Origin of the sequence: Leptospira sp. WS58.C1 (genome assembly GCF_040833995.1) — a bacterium.
GTDB classification, from domain to species: Bacteria; Spirochaetota; Leptospiria; order Leptospirales; family Leptospiraceae; genus Leptospira_B; species Leptospira_B cinconiae.
Genome location: NZ_CP162137.1, coordinates 692,103 through 711,091, shown reverse-complemented (window position 1 = coordinate 711,091; position 18,989 = coordinate 692,103). Strand labels below are relative to the sequence as shown.

Below are 18,989 nucleotides of genomic sequence, written 5' to 3'. Positions count from 1 at the left end.
AGATTTGTTCGAATCAAAAACTCGGGTGGTTCTCCACCCGACCGACCGATACTCATAGTATGATCTTCAAGAAGCCCAGGCAATTGACCGCAGGAAAAGAGATCCTCCGGACAGATAATTTCACCCTGATCTACCTGGGCGCATTCCATTTCCATTATTCCTTTTATTTCAGAGGGAACCTATATCACGGAAACCTGGATTTCAGAAGGCGTAAATTCCGCGTTATTCCTCTTATAGCGTCAGTCGTCTTTATGGTCTTGTTTTTAGGGATCTGGATGAGTCCTTCCAATGCCTCGATGGAATCCGCATCCACAGAAGTGACTGAAAACGATCAGGAAGATTTAAAAGCCAAAAAAGGCGACGAAAAATTCTTAGAAGAGTCCGAAAAAGCAAAGCTGACCATTTTGATGGCGAACGAGATCAAAAGCGCTTCCGACAAAAAGAAACAATTTAAAGTAGTTACCTACAAAGTTAAAAGGAACGAAACTCTTTCCGAGATTGCAACCCGTTACAAGGTTTCAATGGAATCCATAGCAGGCTCCTCCAATATCAATTTGGAAGAAACACTTTACCCGGGACAAATATTACAGATCCCGAATAAACAAGGTCTATTATATAAATTTAAAGCGGGAGACACCGTTGCAAAGGTAGCGTCTCTTTACAAAGTGAACCTGGATGAAATTTTAGAAGAGAATAAGCTGGATGATCTGGATATTCTTCGTCCCGGCCAAAAAGTTTTCCTGCCAGGCGCCGTGATCCCGGACCCTGCACCCAAATGGGTGGTTCCTGTTAGTTCGCATGTAGTCACTTCCAACTACGGATGGAGAACCTTTCCACAGCATAAATTCCACGAAGCATTAGACCTAAAAGCCAACTACGAAGCGGTGATGGCTGCTCGTAACGGTAAGGTTGTATTTTCCGGATGGATGGGCGGTTACGGTAACGCGATCGTAATCGAACATAACGACGATTTTAAGACATTATACGCTCATAACTCTAGGCTGAACGTAAAACGAGGAGATTATGTGGTAGCGGGTAAGAAGATCGCAACCTCCGGATGTACAGGTTACTGTTTCGGCCCTCACTTACATTTCGAAGTAATTCACAAAGGGAAATCGGTAAATCCCGGAAAATATCTAAAAGGCCTCAGTTATAAAAGAGGCTCTAAACCGAACCATTAAGATTTTATGATGTTTCGATCTTTCTTTTTTATTCTTTTTAGTTTTGTTCTCAGCTTAGGTTGTGGTCCGTCCGCATCCGAGTATCTGGCAAAAAGGACAAATCCGCAGTATTCTTCCACTCATGGGATCGAGGTGTTTTTTAATACTTCCAGAGCGGTCAATCCAGGTACACAGGTCGCTTGTTCTAATTCTTATTTTCTGAATTTCGGTAATATGGGAACCCAATCAGGTTCCTGTTTGGTAAACGTTCCGGCTGACAGAGAGATAGGTTCACTCCCCTTCGGTCTGGGGAATAAAGAGAAATCATTCCAGTTCTTAGAACATAGAGTTGCCATCCAAGGAAAAAGCAAGGAAGAGCAGGAAAAACTTTGGTGGAACGGAATAGAAGAAGATCCTTTCGAAGAAGTGATCGTATTCGTCCACGGATTTAATGTAAACTTTGAAGAAGCTATTTTAAGGGCGGCCCAACTCAAATACGATCTGAAATTTCCCGGTAAGGTGGCGCTCTATACTTGGCCTGCAGGAGGAGACGGTTCCATGCTTGGGACCTTCTTCCTCAAAAACACATACGAAAAAAATTTAATCTCCGCAAGAAGTAGCAGAGATTCGTTTAAAAACTTCCTGAAAAGAATGATCTCTACTAAAAAGAAGATCCATCTATTGGTACATTCTATGGGACATCAGGTGGTCTTAAATTCGGTTTCAGAACTCTCCAAAGAATGGGGAGACAAACCTTTTTTAAAAGAATTAGTATTGAATGCTCCGGACTACGATACGGGCGAATTTATTTTAATCCTAGACAGTTTGCTAAAATCTTCGGAAAGGATCACATTATATTGTTCTCCCGGTGACTCCGCATTGTTTGCCTCCGCCCAGATACACCAGACAGGAAGACTAGGCGCCTGTTCCAGATTTCCCGGTGTGGATGTGGTCAATGTAAATCCGATCGACGCTTCTTTATTGTCATTAGGTCACGGATATTATTCTTCCCGTCCTATCTTGACCGATCTGTACCAACTCTTTTTGGGTTTAGGGGCGGAAAAGAGACTGTTCATTCGAAAGTCCTACGGAAACGAAAACTACATTCTCCGAAATTAAATCATTCTAAATTGTCGACCGATCCATCCGTCCCAGGGATGGAAAAATCCTTTTCCCGCTTCACGTTAGACGATATGTCAAAAAATTTTAAATTTTAGTCCGAAAGGATTAGGGAAATTTTTATATACTTATAGTTGTTTCAAAAAAAATTACAAGATAGTAGTCGATCCTAACAAAAATCATCCTTATATTCGATTTTACTTGCAAAGATGGCTTTCGAATTCTTTTGCACATTTCCGCAGATATTTTCACCTATCAATTTACATTTATGTGGTTGAAACAATCGGTTTTATTCGTAGATTAGAAGTATGCTCACAAAACCTAAGATCCTAGTTGTCGAAGATGAGATCATAGTCGCAGTCAACTTGGGCCAAAAACTTAAAAAATTAGGTTATGATCTTGTAGGCATTACATCCTCCGGAGAGGAAGCCATCCAAAAGGCGGAGGAAAACCATCCTGACCTAGTCCTAATGGACATTAATATCGAGGGAAATTTGGACGGGATCCAAACTGCGGAACTCCTACGGAACAGATTTCAAACGCCCGTTATTTATCTCACGGCTTATGCGGATGAAAACACTCTCAACAGAGCTAAAAGGACCCAGCCCCTAGGTTATATAGTCAAACCGTTCGAGTCGGACCAACTCCGTTCTTCTATCGAAGTTGCTTTGTATAAAAACGAGCTCGAAAATAGAAACCGCAAAAACGAAGAATCCTTAAAATCCACTTTGAACCAAATGGAGTCCGGGATCATCACTACGGATGAGAACGGTTTGGTTTTATTCTGCAATCCAGTAGCAGAAAAGATCGCGGGCTTAAGTTACGCGGAGTCCATCGGACTTTCTTTAACGAAGATCTTAAAATTAGAAGATACAAACTCTTCCGCTTATATTCTTCCTGTTTCTGATGTATTAACTTCTCATCAAACAATTGAGAAAAGTGGAATATTCGCGATCGATGGGATCGGAAATAAGACAGCTGTGTCGGTCCAGATCTCCCCCATTCTAAACACTGAAGGAAAATCCAGCGGGTCGATCACCGTTCTTCGTTTGGGAGAAACCGACAATACGAATCAGTCTTACTTAAAAGAGATCCATCATAGGATCAAAAACAATCTCACCGTCATTTCTTCCTTACTCAGCATGAATGCCTCCAATCTGAAGGATCAAGAAACCTTGGATATTTTCAAGGACAGCCAGCATAGGATCCAAGCTGTAGCCCTTCTGCACGAAGTGCTTTATGAAAATCATGACCTGTCTTCCATCAGCTTCGATCTCTATGTTCGTAAACTTACGGACCTTCTATTCGAAGTATACAAGGTGGATCGTTCCAAATTCAAACTTATACTGGATATCCAAGCCCCTAAGATACCGAGCGAAATGGGAATGAACTGCGCGTTGATTATCAATGAACTTCTGACCAATTCGTTTAAACATGGATTCAAAGGTAGAGAGAGCGGTTCTATATTGATCCGTTTTAGTTTGAATGACGAACGATATTTCTTAGAGGTTAAAGACGATGGCGTGGGTCTTTCGGACACAACTCCTCAAATTCGCAATTCCGCCTCTTTGGGACTTTCCTTGGTGGATTCTTTTGTAAAACTCCTAAGGGGAAAACTTTCATTAGAGAACGAGAACGGCTGCAAAGCTACTCTAAGTTTTCCCACAAGACACGAGACCTAAAAAACGTTTTACTCGTCGGCTGAATCGGATAACTCTGATCCCGATGAAGACAAACTTTGAATTCTTTGAAATCGTCGAAAGAGAAGACGGAGTAGCCATCGTCTTCTTGAATCGCCCCGACAAAAGAAACGCGATGAACTGGAGTTTCTGGAGAGACCTTCCCGACGTAGTTCATGAAATTAATTCCAATCAAAAGATCCGTTCCTTCGTAGTTGCCGCAAGAGGTAAATCTTTCTCCACAGGTTTAGATCTGGACTCATTCTTCCAAGAATTCGGATCCGTAGTACAAGGGACTTATGGGGACGATCGTAAAAAATTCTACGAATTGATCCTCCGCATGCAGAAAGGGATCAACGCAGTTTATGATTCTCCTAAACCTTCCATCGCGGCAGTCCAAAAACATTGTATCGGAGGAGGACTTGATCTGATCTCCGCCTGCGATATCCGTTATGCGACGTACGATGCAAGTATATCCCTCAGGGAAGCAAAGGTAGCGATCGTAGCAGACATGGGTTCCATCAACAGGCTTCCTTCTATCATCGGACAAGGAAACACAAGAGAACTTGCCTATACGGGTAAGGACATAGACGGAGAAGAAGCTCTGAGAATCGGACTTGTATCCAAATTGTTCAAGGACCAGGACCAACTTTTGGATGGTGCAATCGCAACAGCTTCCGAGATCGCTGCCAATCCACGGATAGTGGTAGAAGGTACTAAAGAAGTAATGAACTACTCCGAAGGAAAACCGTTAGCTGTCGGTTTGAACTATGTCGCGGTATGGAATTCCAGTTTTATGGATTCCAGAGACTTCAGGGAAGCGATGAAGGCCTTTAAAGAAAGAAAAAGGCCGGAATATAATAAAAATTAGAATCTCACCGAGTGCGGATGTAGGAACTCCTACAAACGAACCACCGCGTTTTGTGGAATTCCGACATCCGAATCAAACGTACAGATCCAAAAGCCTGGATCTTCCCTCGGAAGCCTGGGCTTGTAATTGAGCTTCTACGTTGAGTTTCAAAAGTTTAGAATTCATATCCGACTGAGCTTGGAAGATTTCTCTAGGCAGATTTGCAATTCTTTCGATCATGAGAGATTGGCTGGTTTGGCTACCGATTTCCATTTTCTTTACCTCGATTGAAGTGGGGATTTTTCTTTCCTTTGCCCCCGTTTCAATCATCGGTTGATCTGTGGAAAACTTGATTATTTTAGGAATTTTTTTAGCCTGTCCCAGTCGTGGGTTTTAGGGAACTAATCGTAAGCGCCATCCATAGGGAAAGGCAGAGAGAATTTACTAAGGCGTTCAATCTATACAAGGAATCCCTGAATTTCACCAAAAACCCGAAAACTATCCTGAAGGTGAAAAACCGCCAGGCCTGGTGCCAATACTATATTGGAAATACCAGGGAAACCTTGAATCTTTTCCAGGAATTGCAGGATCGTTTTTCCGCTCATCCGGAAAGTAGACTGTATTATGCAAATTACTTAATCAAGGTTCACAATTACAAGTCCGCCAAAAAAATACTCACCTCCGCAATCGAACTCTTTCCGGACCAATTGGAATTATACCTTACTCTTGCAAGTTTATTGAAAGATACCGATAGGTCCAATGAGGCGATCCAAGTCTTAAAACAAGCACTGTCTCAGGAAAAACTTTCCAGAGGAAGAGGGATTAAACGAAAAGATATCTGGTCCGAACTTGGATATTTGTACTACCAAAGGGGAGATTATAATTCAGCTTTAGCTTCTTTAAAAACAGCCATGAGAATGGACGAAGAAGAAACTTTCCTACATTACGATATGATCGCTCAATGTTATCTGAAAGTCTCCGATCATAAGAATGCTCTTAAGTTTATAGATCTGTATATCAAATATTTCGGAGAATCCGACGCGGATATTCTCGTGGTAAAAGCAAGGGCTCATGCCCAATTACAGGAAAGTCACTTGGCCTGCGCTTCTTTGTTACAAGCATACTCCTTAGAAAATGGGCTTAAACTTTCCGCAGAAGATATGGTCGACTTCGGTCCGCTATTACAGACCGGTTTTTTTGACACATTAGAGAATGTTGAAATAGACGAAGCTTGATCATTTCCCCGCTAATTTTTTCTTAGCAAGATCTTGGATCTTTAGGAAATCTTCCAACTTCATATTTGTTTTCGCTCCCACAGGAGAATTGTTTACTTCGCTATGATCGTGTACGTAAGGGATCCCGATCTTTGATAGATCGTCTTTATCGATCACAATCGTTTTTGTTCCTTTCGTAACCGTAAGATAATCTGATTCAGGGATCAGCCTAGAATGGTCCACACTATTTTCAAGTTCCACCTTACCTTGGCAATGGCAGATAAAAGTCATATCCTCTACTACGGAAGTATAAAATTTAGTTCCTCTAACACCCGCAGTCGTCGTCGGAGTTCCTAAACTTACGCCTTCACCTTTCACAAGTTTATTGGAGAGGAGCCAAGATCTTCCTTTCTCTTGGAAAAACTTTTTGTCCGATTTGATATCGTCGAAGCGAAATTTAGAACCGGACTGGATCTCTAGTAAGGAAACATTTTCTCCAAAGGCGATCATTGCTGTAGCGCCTTCGTCCGTAACCAATACGTCGCCGTTTTGGATCTCTTTGTTTACTTCTGCTTTGGATTTTTCGGAACCTCTTTCCAAGGTTACGTTCCCAACAATGAATGTGATCACTCCTCTGTTTGTATCCGCCTCCTTTTTAACGCAAGAAAACAAAACACTTATTAAACCTAAAAGAAATAGAACTGAGAATATTTTCATAGCGGTCTATCTTGGAGGTTCCGTTAAGGGAAGTAAATCGATTTTTAGGATAGAAGATATCGTTATTCTTCTTTATTTTATATGATAAAGAAAAAATTTCTTAAACGTATAAAAAGAAGGTGAAATTTAGTCCTTAGATCTTAGAGTAAATTCTTTTCAAACTTTATTACAACCGAACTTATTTGGAAATTTTTTTCATAGTACCGATGGTGGCATCGCTTGCCAACCTAAGCTGTTTGATCGAGAATATCGGAAGAGACCATCCATTCCATAGGCTCATGACCGTATTTTATCTTGCTGTGGGAGTCCAAAATGGAGCTACCGCCGCAATGTGCCTATCCTCTTCCGACGAACTAGGTTTGGCATGGTGGATCTTCCAATGTCATTCTTTTTTCAGTTTGGCTCCTATTCTTGCGGGTATGGCAGGTTTTTGTACGGGTCGAAAAATCTTAAATCCGCTTACAGTTCTTGTATTAGTCGCGGCGGTCCTCGCAGATTTTTTATGTTCTTCTATACCGCATTACTTCGTGGTCGGATTTAATCCCTTCCCTTTCGGTTATGGCCCTCTTCTTTCTTTATCTGGCGGTTTGATCGGAGCCGGAGTTCATGTGCTTGGAATGTGCATTTGTATTTACTTCTTCTTAAACCCTGTAAAATGGAATGTCTTCTTTGAGAAAAAATTCTTTATTACGATTTTCTTACTCTGGTGGATGGCGTTATTTTCTAACTTTTTGCCTCTTTACGGTATAGATCTTCCTCCTCTTCATCCGGTAGCGGACGCTGCGCTTTCAGTTACACTCTCCGTTTATTTGAACCGATACAACCAAGGAAGTCCCGGATTATTCAGGATAGCGGCGAATATATTGATCTCTATTGCAGTAGGCATTTTGGTAGGAATGTTATTCTGGCCGATTTTTAAATCTTTACAATTTAAAGAGATCTACATCACCGCGATCTCCGCTTTGGCAGCTTGTAGCTTCTTATCCTTCTTAGTGTTTCATTTATATAAAACCGCAAATGTAATACCTAAAACCGAATTCAACTTAGAAGAATACGGATTGTCCAAACAGGAACTCCGTATCTGCGAATTATTGAACGAAGGACATAGCAGATCCTTTATACAACTCGTATTGAATGTTTCTAATGGGACTCTTAGAAATCATTTGAAAAATATATATGCAAAGGTACTTCCGGGATCTAAATCAAGCTCTAAAGACCAACTCCAAAGACTTACGGTATTTTTGGCTAAAAGAAAGATTGAGAAGAATTAACCTTCGCCCGTGTTATACGAACGAAGGTTATTTTTTTATGATTTTGTACAGCGTGCTCGAAAGGACATCATCTTCTTATTCGGGCCGCCTCCGAATTGGTCCGCGATTTGACAATTTAATACCTGAAGATCGTAGATCGTAAGTGTATTTTCCATCACGAAGGCAGGACAATCGTTTACCACTCCATACGTGTTTCCGTCGTTATGATCTAAATCCATATGAGATCCGGTTGAGAGAGCCCCAGCTTCCAAAAATATTCCCGAGTTCTTGGACATATCGATCATGTGGATATTCAAGATAGGCAGTGTAGGTCCAGTATCCTTACTAATAATGACTCCTATATTTCCATCCTGGCATTCTTCCTGGTTTAATAAATTGAAACTATCCGAATCCAACACCAAAGTCGCAGTACCTAAAGCCGGTTCTGCAAGTCCGCCGATTAAACCACCAGGCCCTGCTTGCAGGGCTGCAATTGCGAATAAGGATTGATCATTCTTCTTTTCTTCCGAGCAGTTTACCAAAACAAAAGTAAAGATAAACAAAATCGAAAAGTGAATCTTATATATTCTAAACATATTTTCTCCGTAAGATATATAGGAGAAAGATTACACTTTTTGGAATGAGTTGGTCAATTTCCCAGATGTAATGGATCCGTATCTGCTCTATTACATATGTAATGTTTTTAGATCTTTATGGACTTATCAATCCGGAACGCTGGCAAGCTGGTTGACATCCTCTCCCGGAACGAGAATAAATTCTCCATTGGAGCCTTTTAGCCTACTTTCCAGAAACGGTTTGTATTCTTCGGAATGATAGAAATTTTGGACCGCTTCTTTGGACGGCCATTCAATTATTAAGAAGAGCTGAGGCAGTTTTCGATCGCCTTCCATCTTCTCCATATTTGTGGTCCGAGAAAGATATCTACCCCCGAATTTTTCCACCATCTTGGTTACATTACGAACATAAGCTGGGATCCAACGAGGGCTGGTGATATTCAATTCTGCTACGGAATAATACTTCATGACCTTCTCCCATCTTAGATCTTGAAACGGTTGCAAGCGTTTTCGGAATTGATTTGAAATGTAAACTAGTAATACCGGTAGGAATCCGAACGCCGTTTTATTCCCGAAAAATTAATAAATCCGGTGTATTCTTATCATCCCGAACGAATTTTTGAGAGCGATATTATAAGATCAGTCGAATCCTGCTCGGTTTTGGTGCAAAATCTTTTCCGAAACAGCGGGAGATAATCGGCCTTTTCCATAAGACCGATAGAATGAATCCGCCGAGGAAAAAATGAACAAAGAACATTTCGACGTGATCACCGTAGGTGCGGGTCTATCAGGGATTAGCGCAGGTTATCATCTGCAAAAACTTTGCCCGGGCAAAAAATACACCATCTTAGAAAGTAGACCCGATATAGGCGGGACTTGGAGTCTCTTTCGTTATCCGGGAATTCGTTCGGATTCGGACATGTTTACCTTGGGATATTCTTTCCGACCTTGGAAAGAAGCGAAAGCGATCGCCGACGGACCTTCTATCCTAAATTACGTGAGAGAGACAGCATCCGAATTCGGAATAGATCGTAATATCAGATTCGAACATAGAGTAACGTCCACTTCCTGGTCCAGTAAAGAAAACCTCTGGACTGTAGAAGTAGAAGTGGGACCTAAAAAAGATAAACGCACATATACTACGGACTTTCTTTATATCTGTAGCGGTTATTATAATTACGAAAAAGGATTTACTCCGAACTTTCCAGGAGTAAAAAACTTTAAAGGTCAGATCATCCATCCGCAACATTGGCCCGAAAATTTAAACTATACTGGTAAAAAAGTCGTAGTGATCGGAAGTGGAGCAACCGCCGTCACCTTGGTCCCATCCATGGCGGACAATGCTTCTCATGTGACAATGTTGCAAAGGTCACCGACTTATATCACAAGTCTTCCATCCAAGGATATAATTGCCGATTTTTTAAGGTTTCTTTTGCCTGCAAAGTTGGCTCATCATATCACTCGTATCAAAAACATTCTCATCCAGATTTGGTTCTATCAGGTTTGTAAAAGATCTCCTAACTTTGCGAAGTGGCTAATCAGGGCAAGATTAAAGGTTTCGCTTCCGAAAGGTTATGATATAGATACTCATTTCAAACCGAACTATCAACCTTGGGACCAAAGAGTTTGTTTGGTTCCCGATTCGGATCTATTCAAGGCGATCTCTAAAGGAAAGGCCTCCATAGTTACGGACTATATCGAAACTTTTACTTCGAATGGAATCAAACTAAGATCCGGAAAAGAATTGGAAGCGGATATTATAGTCACCGCGACCGGATTGGAATTACTAGCGATCGGCGGGATCCGACTCAAGGTAGACGGTTCGGAAGTGGATATTTCTAAACTATTCACATTCAAAGGATTAATGTTAAGCGGAGTCCCGAATTTTGCGTTCTGTGTCGGGTATACGAACGCATCTTGGACATTAAGAGCGGATCTAACATCTACCTATGTCGCAAGATTACTAAATCATATGCAATCGAAAGGTTACAAACAATGTATGCCTATTTGCGATCCGGAAAAAATGGAGAAGGAGCCGATACTCGATCTAAATTCTGGATATATCCAGAGAGCAATAGATCAATTCCCTCAAAGAGGGGCAAACCGCCCTTGGAGATTCCATCAAAATTATCTAATGGATCTATTCGATATCAATTTTGCCAATGTGAACGATTCTAATTTATCCTTCGGATAAACGACAAAAATAGGAAGAAGAAAAACCAAATGAAAAGTTTTAAAAATAAAGTAGCAGCCATCACCGGGGCCGGATCAGGAATGGGAAGAGAACTTGCGATCCAGCTTGCAGAACAGGATTGTAACCTTGCGTTGTCGGACGTAAACGAGGCGGGACTTGCGGAAACGGTCCAATTGGTAAACAAGAAGAATCCGAATGTTTCCGTTACAAGTCAAAAGCTGGACGTTTCCGACCGATCTGCGGTCTTTAATTGGGCCTCTAAAGTAGCCAAAGATCATCATAAGGTAAATCTAATATTCAATAATGCAGGGATCGCATTCGGCTCCACAATCGAAGGATTCGAATCCAATGATTTTCAAAGAGTAATGGATATCAATTTCGGCGGAGTGGTAAACGGTACTCAGGCGTTTTTACCTTACTTAAAAGAAAGTGGAGAAGGTCATATTATCAATACTTCCAGCGTGTTCGGGATCATCGCCGTTCCGGGGACTTCCGCATACAACGCTTCCAAATTCGCGGTCAGAGGATTTACGGAAACCTTAAGACAAGAATTGGATTTTACCAAAGCGGGAGTTTCCGCCACAAGCGTTCATCCAGGCGGCATCAAAACTGCGATCGCAAAAAGTTCTAAGACCAACGACAGTGTAAAGGCACTTGGCTTGGATCCGAATACTGCAGGTGAAAAAATGTCCGCTCAATTTATCACGAGCGCAGAGAAGGCGGCAAGGGTAATCTTAAAAGCAGTAAAGAAAAATTCCCCAAGAGTCCTGATCGGACCGGATGCCGTGTTCTTGGACTTAATGCAGAGAATTTTTCCAAGCTCTTATCCTAAGATCATTACCAAGGCACTTATGGGAAGAATGGCAAAATAAGAAGGTCGGCGAAGAGCATAATTTTTATTTTGCATTACAATAGATATTATGCTCTTCGAACTCTTTTTATTCAAAAAATATAACTCTACTCTTCTTCAACAGAGGCGCCAGGTGCGTTTTTCTTAACGGATTCGATCCCGTTTTCGCAGGCCTGTTTAGATTTATACCCTTCGCTTACGGCAATAATTTCTCCGTTTGCAGCCTTTAATCTAAATCTATATTCTCCTTTAGCGTCCTTATAAATTACGAATTTTGCGGACATTTGAACCTCCTGTGGGTGGAAGGAATATAGCTTAATACAAAAGAGATAGTCAATTTATTTTTTGCTTAAACATTAGCCGGATAGGTTAAATGTATTTTTCGCATTCAGATTGTTCTTACTCCGAGCGATAAACCTTATCCAATTCGAGAACTGAGTCTTTCGAAAGAAGTTGTTGTAAGTGAAAGCGATCTACGGCGGATCTTCTATTATTAGAATTTTTCTTCCCCAGTTCTTATTGCACCCCTTCATGTGCCGGTCATGTATCACAATCGAACAATTTTTGAGACTTGAGATCGATCGAAATTATTACGCGGATTTACTACTTTTGGAAGTGATTGATACTATTAATATGAATTCAAAGTAATACGCCAAAAGTGTATTACTTTGCTCATAAACATTATGCATTTATCCCTAAAAACACGGATTAAAACTGACAAATGTCAATTTTTTCATCTTTTCAAATGAAAATAGTTTTTAATGAATCCCAACAATCAACAAAAGAATTCCAGCCATTAAGGATTGTGATGGAGACATTCGACATTTTTCGTCAAAAAAATTGTTAGAAAGCGAAGAGGATCCGATCCAAAAACATGGATATAAGAGAAACACATAAGAGGTCTTGGGATATTTTATCCGATCCCACTGCAATTTCCAGAATTGCAGGATCCTTTCTTTATTCAGAAGAACTTACAGTGAAAGGCCGGCAATCCGATAACAAAGCGATAATTATAGAAACTTTCGGAGATTCCGGACAGATCTCCGTTCGTTTTCAGCAAAGATCAAGAATATCATCGGATGAAAAGATCATTCTACAAAGGACTTTGAAAAATCTTTTAGAGCTGAATTGCAGAACTATCAGGCGTCTCAATGATTTCGAATTTTTGATGCAAGCTGAATCGGTTTGTATCGCTAAAACGAATCGAAAGGAAGAAAGGCTTAGAATTAAGAATGATTCTGTGTTCGCGACGAATATTGTTTATCATCCTGAACGTTTCGAATTAAATCGGCATATCTCTCCGAACGTTATACGCGACATTTTGGAAACTTTCAAGGATGAATTAAAACATCCGAAATTTGGAGAGATATACGTCGGACTTTTCCAATCAGGCCAAGAATCCAAATTCGAGATCGTTAGAAAGACCAAAAAGATCTTCTACATCCAAAACACCAACAATCCAGGCTCTTACACCGAGGTCTTGCCTCAATTCGTGAATTACATAACTTATTTCGGTAAAAATATTCTTTCTGCAATCAGACGGTATAAAAACGAATCCATAATATCGGAATTAATACTTCCTTTACTATATGATAAAAACGACAAAGACTCGTTTCCTAAGGCTTATCTTTGGATAAGAAGTGCTCAAGAACCGATCCTAGCCGAAGATCTCTCCGAACTCTACGCATTATCGGAAAAGATCATCACTACAATCCAAAACTCGGATTCTATCAAGTCGACCGATCGATTTGACGTAATTGATATTTCCGAATCGGGCGTAAAAATAAGGATACGTCAAAAGGATATATTGTACAACGTCTACCGAAACGAAAGTCTTAAATTCGACCTTGTATTCAAAGGAAGGCCACCGATTCACATGAATGCAAAGATCTGTTGGCGCTCCATAGACAGGAATGGAAAACTTTTTTTAGGATTAAAATTCATATCTGATCAAGACCAGCTAACCAGCTTAAGAAAATTGGAATATAATCTTCAATCATTACGCAATCGTATAAACTCCGAAAAAAGTAATGCTGCAGTCGTTAAAATTTACCGCACTTCGGTCCCGAGAAGAAAGAAAACTTAACTGAGGCTTACAAGGATTACTCAACGAAGCAAAATTAATTATTCAATGCGAGTCTAATACCCACTCCAAATTGTAGGTAAAAAGTATTTAATATTCTCCCAGTAAATTGGTCCCCGATTGGATTAACTTCTTATCAAAAGATTAATTGAGCATGGTCTGCTTCTCTACAGGCAAAAGACGATTCTAAACAAAATTAACGACATTTGCCGTAAGGCGGACGACTGTCTTTATAGAGTTCGATATTAAACAGACCTTCTCGGATTTTTCCATTACTTTCAAAGCCTTGGCCCGGTCCGATTCGTTCGATATTCGGATCTTTGCATCCAAAACAATCTCAGTGATCGAATAACGTCCTTCGACCATCTCAAGTTTACCGTTAGCGGAACTTTCAAAATCGGAGAATTCAAGTTTTGAATTTTTAGCGATCGCAAGAAATGTTGTCATATAACAACTGTTAACGGAAGCAACAAACAGATGTTCAGGCGACCAAATCCCGGGATGACCGCCGGGAAATTCCGGCGGTGTAGCTACTTGTATGGAAGAAAGACCGGGTGCGGAAGCGATCCCGATCCTATCCTTCTCCCATTTTACATTTACTTGATAGAAATGTATTTCCTCCATTAACGCCTTCTTCCTTTCCCAGGTCTACCTCCACCTCCTCGTCCCCACAGTGGAGCACCTGTAGTGGTCCTTAGGGTAAGCTTTTGCCCATCCTTAGTAACTTCGCGAGCAACGATGATATTTCCGACCTTTGAACCTACGATCGTTATCATATCGTCTTTGGCTATCTTCACGGTTTGTTTATCTATGTAAAAGGAAGGTCCTAACATAATCGTAAACGTTTCATTTTCGGCTTGAAAGGTTAAATGAATTCCTTCCCCTCTTCCACCATGAGGAACCTTTATAATTTCGGTAACCTTCCCGCTTAACGTAACTTCCGTTGTGGGATCGTATTTCATTCCCATTCCTTGGCCCATATTACCGCCGCCTTGGGCAAAAACATTCGTAACGATCAGCATACCGCAGATCATTAATAATAATCGATTCATCGGATCCTCCAATTTAACAAATAGATAAAACATAACTTATATTTCCTTTCAACGAAATATAGCCTGTATCTACATGATATATATCACGACTCGGACGCGGTCCAACAAAACAAGGCGCATGAATGAAGTAGCATAAGAAAAGGAACCCAAAGACGAAATTCCATTAAGGTATAAAAAACAAATAGTTTGGGTATGGATCCCTTACGACAAAAGTATATATTTATTATTAAATAAGATGAATATTAAAGCTTGGATAGATCTCTACAATCTATTTCGAATTCCTGAATAGATTGTGAATTGAAAAGGTCCTGCGAAATTCGCAATCCTGTCTCGCCGAATTTTCCTTTTTCTATTTTCTGATAGCCGATGGTAACATGGAAGGTATCGATCCAATTTATGTTCTCGAAGTCTTCTCCAATCTTAAGTTTAAGAGATTTCCCCGGTTGTACTAAAGCAATTGATTTGGATTGATCCTCCGAATTTTTGTGCTCTTTATTTGAGCCGAAAAAATATCCAAGCCTTGCTTCCGAATAGTTTCTCTCAATCGAGGGAGAAGCCGTATTCAATAAAATTACAGGATCTGAGTCCTGGTTTTTGATCGTTATTTCATTCAAGATCTGATCGCAACGAATACTATCGACAGTTAGAGAATTAGGAATTTGTTTGAAATCTACAGATTCTTTACACGCGAAGGTTGTAAGCGAGCAAAGTAGTAATAAGGAAGATTTCGCACCCATTTCAAATAACTCCTTTACGTTTATATTCTATTTCTTGTGAGAATCAATTAAAAGACGAAAAATCCGACTCAGATACAAGAACATTTCTTTAAAATGTAACGAATTATTTTCCGAAGCCGTCGCGAAAGATTTTTATTTAAAAAAATACGAGCCAGAACGGCAAAGCTCATTCAATTTGTATCTCATTGAAGAATCAAGGGAAAAGGACCGTTTATGATAGAAAAACTGGTAGATTTATCCATTCGTAAGAAAGGAGCAGTATTGATCATCTGCGCCATATTCTCCCTTATCGGTCTATTTAACGCTTTAAAACTCCCAATTGACGCAGTTCCCGACGTAACAAATGTCCAAGTAACTGCCGTTACTTCCTCGCCGGGTTTGACCCCGTTCGAAGTGGAGCAATTCATTACGTATCCGATAGAATTAGAGTTGAATGGAATTCCCGGAGCAAAAGAGATCCGCTCCATCTCACGCGCGGGAGTAAGCTCCGTATCGGTTATTTTCGAAGATGGGACAGACATTTGGTTTGCAAGACAACTTGTGAATGAACGCCTAAAGATTGTCGATGCCCAAATCCCTCCGGAATACGGATCGCCTGAATTAGCTCCCGTTGCCACGGCCTTAGGGGATATATACGAATTCGTTCTTTCTTCCGATAGACATTCTCCGACAGAACTTAGGAGTTATGTAGATTGGGATCTATCCAAAAAAATAAAAGCGGTTCCCGGCGTAATTGAAGTAAACACGTTAGGCGGAACTTTAAAGCAATATCAAGTATTGATCGATCCCAAAAGATTAGCCGCGCACAATCTTACCGTGACCGAGATCTTGGATGATATTAAGGCTGCTAACTTCAACACCGGCGGAGGTTATGTTCAAAAAGGAGAAGAACAATTAGTTATCCGCGGAGAAGGACAGTTCGGAGGAATAGAAGAACTGAGGAGAGTTGCAGTTAGAACTTCTGCCGACGGAATTCCACTTTTATTAGGCCAAATCGCTAAAGTAGAAGAAGGACCCGCACTTCGTTTCGGTATTGCCACTCAAAAAGGCAAAGAAGTGGTTGCTGCGACAGTCATCATGCTGCTTGGTCAAAATTCCAGGGATGTCGTGGATCGAGTGCGCGAAAAAGTAGAAGAAGTTCGACCGACTCTTCCTGAAGGAATGAAGTTAGAGCCGTTTTACGATCGTTCTGAATTTATTAACCGTGCTTTAAAGACTGTCTTTATGAATTTAAGTGAAGGGGCTCTACTTGTATTCCTTGCTCTTATCCTAACTTTAGGGACAGCAAAAGGCGGAGCGTTAGTTGCCGCGGCAATTCCCGTTTCAATGCTGGTTGCGGTTATCTTTATGCGACAACTGGGCGTTGTAGGGAACTTGATGTCTTTAGGCGCACTCGATTTCGGCTTACTTGTGGACGGCTCCATCGTAATGTTAGAGTCCGTTTTGGCCGGATTTTATATAGGTAGAAAAAGCTTCGATCGCCCCATGAATGAAGAAGAGCTTCGTGTCGCTACTGAAAACATTATTTCGGATCGATGCAAGAGAGTAGCGAAAGCGGCAGCATTCTCCGTTGCGATCATTATGCTTGTCTATCTTCCTCTCATGGTCCTTGAAGGAGTGGAAGGAAGAATGTTCCGCCCCATGGCGATAACCGTTGCCCTCGCTCTAGCAAGCGCACTTGTTTTTTCCGTTACGGTCTTTCCGGCAAGTCTTGCTTACGCATATAAACGACCTTTTATCCATAAAGCACACGCTTGGGAAAAAATAGAGGAATACTATATTAAACTTTTGGATTGGGGATGGATGCGAAAAAAAAAGATCATTCTCTTTTCAGTCGGAGTTATCATTTTTTCATTTTTATCCGGAAGTTTCTTAGGTTCCGAATTCTTACCTCGAATCGATGAAGGAGAATTGGAAATCGATGCAAAAAGATTACCCTCTACCGCTATCGATTATTCCCGAGATTTAAATATGGAGATCGAAGAGGTTCTCTCCGGATTTCCGGAAATTGTTAGCGTTGTCTCCCGTGTGGGGCGGGGAGAATCAGCGGCGGAACCCTTAGGTACGGAGGAAACTTCCGTCATGGTTAAATTGAAACCTAAAGAAGATTGGGTAAATGCGGATACTCGTGAAGAACTGATGGACAAGATCAAAAGTAAGCTGATCGCAGAAGTCCCTTCCACTTACTTCAGTATGTCCCAACCGATCGAAAACAGGGTAAATTCACTTCTTACAGGTTCTAAAGCGGACGTAGTCGTGAAGATATACGGAGACGATCTTAAAACTATTAAAAATATCGGAGATAAGATCGCATCTACAATGCAGAAGGTGCCAGGAACCGGAGACTTACGTGTGCAAAGAGTTCTCGGACTTCCTATGCTTCAGATCAATACCAACTACGATAAGATGGCTCGCTATGGAGTATCCGCTTCTGAAATTCTCCGCACGGTGGAGATGATGAGAGTCGGAACTAAGGCCGGAAAAATATTTGAAGGAATGAGAAGATACGATTTAGTTCTCAGACTTGATTTGGAAGCCGACGATCTTCCGGAAGTAGCCAATATTCCAATTATGACAGCAACCGGAAATACGATCCCTCTTGGACAAGTAGCGGATATAGAAATTCTAGATTCCGCGGCAGCCATTTATAGAGAAGCGCTTAAACGAAGGATCTTCGTCGAAGTAAATATTCGAGGAAGAGACCTAGTCGGATATATCAATGAAGCAAAGGAGAAAGTAAAACCTATCGCAGCTAGTCTTCCCGCCGGATATGAAATAGAATGGGGAGGACAATTCGATAACTTCGTGAGAGCAAGAAACAGATTACTCTTAGTCGTTCCTGTCGCCTTAGCGATCATATTTTTTATGCTTATGGCTGCATTCAATAGTATTTACTATGCATTAGGAGTATTTGCCGTAGTTCCGTTGGCAACTGCAGGAGGTATTTTAGGTTTAGTCTTGCGTGGTTTGCCATTTAGTATCCCGGCTGCAGTCGGATTTATTGCTGTAAGCGGGATCGCCGTTTTGAACGGCGTGGTGTACGCATCAACATTGAAGGAAGAGATCCAATCCGGAAAACGTATAGCAGATGCGGTTATTTCCGCCGGGATACTTTCGTTACGGCCCGTTCTTACGACTGAATTTATCGCCGCTATCGGATTTCTTCCAATGGCACTTTCCAATATGGCAGGAGCAGAAGTGCAAAGACCTTTGGCTACCGTAGTGATAGCAGGAGTATTGGTCGCAACCGCATTATCTCGTCTTGTTCTTCCTATCGTGATGGAAACTCTTTTAGGTTGGGACGAAGCAAGGATAAAAAGAAAGGAAGAGATCCGAAGAAAAAAAGAAAGCACTTATATTCGGATCGATATCGGAGAAGATCATACTCCAGCTTTTGCAGAACATCATAGTGAAGTTTTGTATGAAGAAAACAGTCATAAATCTGAACCAATTAAGAAAAAAAATGTTAGAAAAAAGACGAAATGAAACGGAAGCGGCGGAACGATTCG

At 41.0% G+C, this 18,989-nt stretch carries 18 protein-coding genes; 10 read left to right on the top strand and 8 right to left on the bottom strand.

Annotation, left to right across the window (positions count from 1 at the left end; genetic code table 11):
- Window positions 1-59 precede the first annotated feature (59 nt).
- From AB3N61_RS03310 to AB3N61_RS03295, 4 genes are all read left to right on the top strand, one after another.
- Window positions 60-1,181, top strand: a complete 1,122-nt coding sequence (locus tag AB3N61_RS03310) for a peptidoglycan DD-metalloendopeptidase family protein (RefSeq protein ID WP_020771222.1) — start codon at window positions 60-62, stop codon at window positions 1,179-1,181.
- Window positions 1,182-1,190: 9 nt separating this feature from the next.
- On the top strand, window positions 1,191-2,279 hold the full coding sequence (locus tag AB3N61_RS03305; protein WP_020771355.1) for an alpha/beta hydrolase: 1,089 nt from the start codon (window positions 1,191-1,193) through the stop codon (window positions 2,277-2,279).
- Window positions 2,280-2,587: 308 nt separating this feature from the next.
- Window positions 2,588-3,961, top strand: a complete 1,374-nt coding sequence (locus AB3N61_RS03300) for a histidine kinase dimerization/phosphoacceptor domain -containing protein (protein ID WP_367898471.1) — start codon at window positions 2,588-2,590, stop codon at window positions 3,959-3,961.
- 43 nt (window positions 3,962-4,004) lie between these two features.
- Window positions 4,005-4,829, top strand: a complete 825-nt coding sequence (locus AB3N61_RS03295) for a crotonase/enoyl-CoA hydratase family protein (RefSeq protein WP_367898470.1) — start codon at window positions 4,005-4,007, stop codon at window positions 4,827-4,829.
- 72 nt (window positions 4,830-4,901) lie between these two features.
- Here the strand turns inward: AB3N61_RS03295 and AB3N61_RS03290 are convergent, their stop codons facing one another.
- Window positions 4,902-5,081, bottom strand: a complete 180-nt coding sequence (locus AB3N61_RS03290; RefSeq protein ID WP_036090960.1) for a hypothetical protein — start codon at window positions 5,079-5,081, stop codon at window positions 4,902-4,904.
- Window positions 5,082-5,194: 113 nt separating this feature from the next.
- Between AB3N61_RS03290 and AB3N61_RS03285 the strand changes: the two genes are divergently transcribed.
- A complete protein-coding gene (locus AB3N61_RS03285; RefSeq protein ID WP_020771176.1) occupies window positions 5,195-6,043 on the top strand; it encodes a tetratricopeptide repeat protein in 849 nt (282 codons plus the stop codon).
- Here AB3N61_RS03285 and AB3N61_RS03280 read toward each other — a convergent pair whose 3' ends face one another.
- Window positions 6,044-6,739 carry a FecR domain-containing protein gene (locus tag AB3N61_RS03280; protein ID WP_367898469.1) on the bottom strand — a complete coding sequence of 232 codons (696 nt, stop codon included), beginning with the start codon at window positions 6,737-6,739 and terminating at the stop codon, window positions 6,044-6,046. It abuts the gene before it with no gap.
- Between the two features lie 182 nt (window positions 6,740-6,921).
- Between AB3N61_RS03280 and AB3N61_RS03275 the strand changes: the two genes are divergently transcribed.
- Entirely contained in the window at window positions 6,922-8,010 is a 1,089-nt protein-coding gene (locus tag AB3N61_RS03275; RefSeq protein WP_020771199.1) for a helix-turn-helix transcriptional regulator, read from the top strand.
- Between the two features lie 35 nt (window positions 8,011-8,045).
- Here the strand turns inward: AB3N61_RS03275 and AB3N61_RS03270 are convergent, their stop codons facing one another.
- Both AB3N61_RS03270 and AB3N61_RS03265 read right to left on the bottom strand, forming a co-directional pair.
- Window positions 8,046-8,585, bottom strand: coding sequence for a hypothetical protein (locus AB3N61_RS03270; RefSeq protein ID WP_367898468.1), 540 nt, complete (start codon window positions 8,583-8,585; stop codon window positions 8,046-8,048).
- Window positions 8,586-8,711: 126 nt separating this feature from the next.
- Entirely contained in the window at window positions 8,712-9,032 is a 321-nt protein-coding gene (locus AB3N61_RS03265; protein ID WP_367898467.1) for a DUF1330 domain-containing protein, read from the bottom strand.
- A 274-nt stretch (window positions 9,033-9,306) separates the two neighbouring features.
- On the opposite strand from AB3N61_RS03265, the gene AB3N61_RS03260 reads away from it, so the two are divergent.
- Entirely contained in the window at window positions 9,307-10,758 is a 1,452-nt protein-coding gene (locus tag AB3N61_RS03260) for a flavin-containing monooxygenase (protein WP_367898466.1), read from the top strand.
- Window positions 10,759-10,787: 29 nt separating this feature from the next.
- The gene (locus AB3N61_RS03255; RefSeq protein WP_367898465.1) at window positions 10,788-11,630 is read left to right on the top strand and encodes an SDR family NAD(P)-dependent oxidoreductase; all 843 of its coding nucleotides are present in this window, start codon (window positions 10,788-10,790) and stop codon (window positions 11,628-11,630) included.
- Window positions 11,631-11,715: 85 nt separating this feature from the next.
- Here the strand turns inward: AB3N61_RS03255 and AB3N61_RS03250 are convergent, their stop codons facing one another.
- The gene (locus AB3N61_RS03250; protein ID WP_020771328.1) at window positions 11,716-11,892 is read right to left on the bottom strand and encodes a YegP family protein; all 177 of its coding nucleotides are present in this window, start codon (window positions 11,890-11,892) and stop codon (window positions 11,716-11,718) included.
- 590 nt (window positions 11,893-12,482) lie between these two features.
- Here AB3N61_RS03250 and AB3N61_RS03245 point away from each other — a divergent pair.
- On the top strand, window positions 12,483-13,694 hold the full coding sequence (locus tag AB3N61_RS03245; protein WP_367898464.1) for a PilZ domain-containing protein: 1,212 nt from the start codon (window positions 12,483-12,485) through the stop codon (window positions 13,692-13,694).
- A gap of 183 nt (window positions 13,695-13,877) precedes the next feature.
- On the opposite strand, the gene AB3N61_RS03240 is transcribed toward AB3N61_RS03245, so the two are convergent.
- The 3 genes from AB3N61_RS03240 to AB3N61_RS03230 form a co-directional block, all read right to left on the bottom strand.
- Complete coding sequence (locus AB3N61_RS03240) at window positions 13,878-14,315, bottom strand: OsmC family protein (protein ID WP_020771341.1); 438 nt, start codon at window positions 14,313-14,315, stop codon at window positions 13,878-13,880.
- Entirely contained in the window at window positions 14,315-14,743 is a 429-nt protein-coding gene (locus tag AB3N61_RS03235) for a hypothetical protein (RefSeq protein ID WP_367898463.1), read from the bottom strand. The genes AB3N61_RS03240 and AB3N61_RS03235 overlap by 1 nt, the downstream gene beginning before the upstream one ends.
- Before the next feature lie 242 nt (window positions 14,744-14,985).
- Window positions 14,986-15,480, bottom strand: coding sequence for a hypothetical protein (locus tag AB3N61_RS03230; protein ID WP_020771182.1), 495 nt, complete (start codon window positions 15,478-15,480; stop codon window positions 14,986-14,988).
- 213 nt (window positions 15,481-15,693) lie between these two features.
- Here AB3N61_RS03230 and AB3N61_RS03225 point away from each other — a divergent pair, with 213 nt between their 5' ends.
- The gene (locus AB3N61_RS03225) at window positions 15,694-18,966 is read left to right on the top strand and encodes an efflux RND transporter permease subunit (protein ID WP_367898462.1); all 3,273 of its coding nucleotides are present in this window, start codon (window positions 15,694-15,696) and stop codon (window positions 18,964-18,966) included.
- The last annotated feature ends 23 nt before the right edge of the window (window positions 18,967-18,989 follow it).

Bases quoted from the DNA above. Each gene is read 5' to 3' on its own strand.
- AB3N61_RS03310 (WP_020771222.1), top strand. From the start codon at position 60: ATGATCTTCAAGAAGCCCAGGCAATTGACCGCAGGAAAAGAGATCCTC.
- AB3N61_RS03305 (WP_020771355.1), top strand. From the start codon at position 1,191: ATGTTTCGATCTTTCTTTTTTATTCTTTTTAGTTTTGTTCTCAGCTTA.
- AB3N61_RS03300 (WP_367898471.1), top strand. From the start codon at position 2,588: ATGCTCACAAAACCTAAGATCCTAGTTGTCGAAGATGAGATCATAGTC.
- AB3N61_RS03295 (WP_367898470.1), top strand. From the start codon at position 4,005: ATGAAGACAAACTTTGAATTCTTTGAAATCGTCGAAAGAGAAGACGGA.
- AB3N61_RS03290 (WP_036090960.1), bottom strand. From the start codon at position 5,081: ATGGAAATCGGTAGCCAAACCAGCCAATCTCTCATGATCGAAAGAATT.
- AB3N61_RS03280 (WP_367898469.1), bottom strand. From the start codon at position 6,739: ATGAAAATATTCTCAGTTCTATTTCTTTTAGGTTTAATAAGTGTTTTG.
- AB3N61_RS03270 (WP_367898468.1), bottom strand. From the start codon at position 8,585: ATGTTTAGAATATATAAGATTCACTTTTCGATTTTGTTTATCTTTACT.
- AB3N61_RS03265 (WP_367898467.1), bottom strand. From the start codon at position 9,032: ATGAAGTATTATTCCGTAGCAGAATTGAATATCACCAGCCCTCGTTGG.
- AB3N61_RS03260 (WP_367898466.1), top strand. From the start codon at position 9,307: ATGAACAAAGAACATTTCGACGTGATCACCGTAGGTGCGGGTCTATCA.
- AB3N61_RS03255 (WP_367898465.1), top strand. From the start codon at position 10,788: ATGAAAAGTTTTAAAAATAAAGTAGCAGCCATCACCGGGGCCGGATCA.
- AB3N61_RS03250 (WP_020771328.1), bottom strand. From the start codon at position 11,892: ATGTCCGCAAAATTCGTAATTTATAAGGACGCTAAAGGAGAATATAGA.
- AB3N61_RS03245 (WP_367898464.1), top strand. From the start codon at position 12,483: ATGGATATAAGAGAAACACATAAGAGGTCTTGGGATATTTTATCCGAT.
- AB3N61_RS03240 (WP_020771341.1), bottom strand. From the start codon at position 14,315: ATGGAGGAAATACATTTCTATCAAGTAAATGTAAAATGGGAGAAGGAT.
- AB3N61_RS03235 (WP_367898463.1), bottom strand. From the start codon at position 14,743: ATGAATCGATTATTATTAATGATCTGCGGTATGCTGATCGTTACGAAT.
- AB3N61_RS03230 (WP_020771182.1), bottom strand. From the start codon at position 15,480: ATGGGTGCGAAATCTTCCTTATTACTACTTTGCTCGCTTACAACCTTC.
- AB3N61_RS03225 (WP_367898462.1), top strand. From the start codon at position 15,694: ATGATAGAAAAACTGGTAGATTTATCCATTCGTAAGAAAGGAGCAGTA.